The sequence below is a fragment of the Nocardiopsis sp. TNDT3 genome (assembly GCF_003427465.1).
GTDB lineage: Bacteria > Actinomycetota > Actinomycetes > Streptosporangiales > Streptosporangiaceae > Nocardiopsis > Nocardiopsis dassonvillei.
This window is the reverse complement of the sequence record NZ_QPFC01000455.1, coordinates 1-2,542: the sequence shown is the minus strand read 5'-3', so window position 1 is coordinate 2,542 and position 2,542 is coordinate 1. Positions and strand designations below refer to the sequence as shown.

Here is a 2,542-nt window from a genome sequence, read left to right as displayed (position 1 = left end):
TCACCCCTGGCCACCCACTACGTCGAACTGGGCGGCGGCCCGGGGCAGGAAGGACTTCTGGTCGAACCCCTTCAAATTGGCCAGGTAGAGGGCGTGGGCGTCCAGCGACGCCACGCCCGCGGCCAGGTCGGCCTCGCCCAGTTCGACGTAGTGGGTGGCCAGGGGTGAGGCGCCGAAGGCCACGAAGCGCACGCCCGACCACGGCTGGAGGCCCTCCTCCAGCTGCTCGCGGAACACCCACCGGTTGGCCGCGTCGCGGACCGCGTCCAGCAGGGCCGGGCCGAGCACCCGGTGGTCGGCGTGGTTGAGGGAGCTCGACCCCGCGAAGTGGTCGCGGAAGTTGATGGAGACGATCACGTCGGGGCGGTGGCGCCGGATCGCCCCGGCCAGCGCGGCGCGCAGAGGGATCCCGTACTCCAGGGTGCCGTCGGGGAAGTCGAGGAACTCCACTGTGCCCGCGCCGACCGCCGCCGCAGAGGCGCGCTGCTCGGCCATGCGCAGCGGCGCGCACTCCTCGGGGGCGATGGTGTCGATGCCCGCCTCGCCCCGGGTGACCAGCAGCTCCACCACGTCCTTGCCCTGGCCGGTCCAGCGGGCGATCGCTGAGGAGCTGCCGAACTCCAGGTCGTCGGGGTGGGCCACCACCGCCAGGGCACGGTTCCAGTCCTCGGGGAGCGGCCGGGGCGCGCTGTTCTCCGTCGTCTGCGTCATGTGCCACAGACTACGGAAGACGGCGCGCCCTGCCCGGCGCCTCTCCGGCGGTGCGGGACCCCGCTTCGCCCCGGGAGGCCGCTACTCTCCCGAGCCGCCCGCGGCGCCGCCCGGTTGGCCGCCGTTCCCCGCGGGCCGCGCGCCGGGCGCGGCGCCGTTGGGAGAGCGGCCCGCGTTGCCGCGCTGGGCCGCCTGCTGGGCGGCGCGCGCCTTGGCGGCCTCGGCCATCTTCTCCTGGATCTGCTTGGGCACGGTGATGGGCAGCAGCTCGCTCGGCGGCACCGGGTGGTCCCCGCGCACCACCACGATGTTGGCGAAGAGGTGCTCGACCTCGGCCATCACCTCGGGCTTGGAGGCGCCCTCGCCGCGGATCACGCCGCGCAGCACCCAGCGCGGCCCGTCCACGCCGATGAAGCGCACCCGCTGGGCGAGCTGCTTGCCGTCCTCGGTCGTGCGGCCCTTGACGGGGACCAGGGCCTTGAGCTCGGGGCCGAAGGTGCCGTCGTGCTCCTCGGCCTTGCCGCCCTGCTTGACGACCTGCTCGCGCAGCTCCTCGCGCATCTCGTCCCACAGGCCGGAGGACTTGGGCGCGGCGAAGGGCTGCACCTGGAGGGCGCTCTTGCCCCGCACCAGGGTGACGCCGATGATCTTCTGCTTGCCCTGGGAGTCCTGGGCGACGTTCACCTGGATCTCGGTGCCCTGCTCCATGGGCAGCCGCATGCTGCCCAGGTCCATCCGCTCGGCCTCGGGAGCGTCCTCGGTGGAGTCCCACGGCCCGGAGGAGCGGTGGCGGTCCGCGTCCTTGGGCTGCTGCTCCCGGGAGCGCTCCGGCTCGATCTCGTTGCCGAAGGAGACCGCCCCGGCTGCGCCCTCGCGCCTGGGCGCGGCCCGCGTCCCCGTTCTCTCGGTCTCTTCGTCCCGCTTCTTGCGGCGGCGTCCGAACACGCCTTCACCTCTTCGCTTCCGTCGGTCCCGGATGACTCCGGGGATTCGGGGCGCCGTCACCGCTGCGCGGCGTGCCCCCCGGTCGAACCGAAACCACCCGTTCCCCGCGCCGACTCCGGGAGGGAGTCGGCCTCGACGAACACCGCCCGTTCCACGCGCTGGACCACCAGCTGCGCGATCCGGTCGCCCCGGGTCAGCTTCACCGGGGTGTCCCTGTCGGTGTTGATCAGGGTCACCCTGATCTCGCCGCGGTACCCGGCGTCGACCGTGCCGGGCGCGTTGACGAGCGTGACCCCGCAGCGCGCCGCGAGGCCCGAGCGCGGGTGCACGAAGGCCGCGTACCCGTCGGGCAGGGCGATGGCCAGGCCGGTGGGGACCGTGGCCCGCTGCCCGGGCTCCAGGGTGACGTCGACGGCGGTGTACAGGTCCGCGCCGGCGTCGCCGGGATGGGCGTACTCGGGCAGGGGGAGGCCGGGGTCCAGTCGGTGGACCGTGACGGGGATCCGCCCGCCTTCCAGGGATGTGGTACTCACATCGGCCGAGCCTATCGCTCTCCGGGCGATGAACCGGTGTCCAGCACCGCCGGTACGCGAACGGGGGCGGCCCGCGTGGGCCGCCCCCGTTCCGTGCTTCTCCGTGGTCCTACTCGGCGGGGGCCTCGGGCAGGGTCACCTCGACGGTGAGCTCGGCGTCGTCGGTGGCGCGGAAGTCGATCCCGGAGGCGCGGCCCGCGGCGGCGATGTCGGCGCTGGCGGCGCGCGCGGCGTCGACCCGCTTGCCCGAGACGCTGACGTGCTCGACCTCGGCCCGCATGGACAGCTTGGCCTCGGACTTGGCCTTGCGCACGGCGCGCAGCACCTCGGCGGTGGCGGCCAGGACGGCGGGG

4 protein-coding genes are annotated in these 2,542 nt (G+C 74.2%); all 4 read right to left on the bottom strand.

Annotated features, from left to right (window positions below):
* Nucleotides 1–711: a PIG-L deacetylase family protein gene (locus DQW06_RS12005; RefSeq protein ID WP_117198438.1), complete on the bottom strand. Its 711-nt coding sequence runs from the start codon at nt 709–711 to the stop codon at nt 1–3.
* A gap of 81 nt (nt 712–792) precedes the next feature.
* A complete protein-coding gene (locus DQW06_RS12000; protein WP_013153897.1) occupies nt 793–1,656 on the bottom strand; it encodes a DUF3710 domain-containing protein in 864 nt (287 codons plus the stop codon).
* A 56-nt stretch (nt 1,657–1,712) separates the two neighbouring features.
* Nucleotides 1,713–2,189, bottom strand: coding sequence for a dUTP diphosphatase (gene dut / locus DQW06_RS11995; protein WP_013153898.1), 477 nt, complete (start codon nt 2,187–2,189; stop codon nt 1,713–1,715).
* A 109-nt stretch (nt 2,190–2,298) separates the two neighbouring features.
* On the bottom strand, nt 2,299–2,542 hold a 244-nt coding region (locus DQW06_RS11990; RefSeq protein ID WP_157983412.1), incomplete at its 5' end, for a hypothetical protein.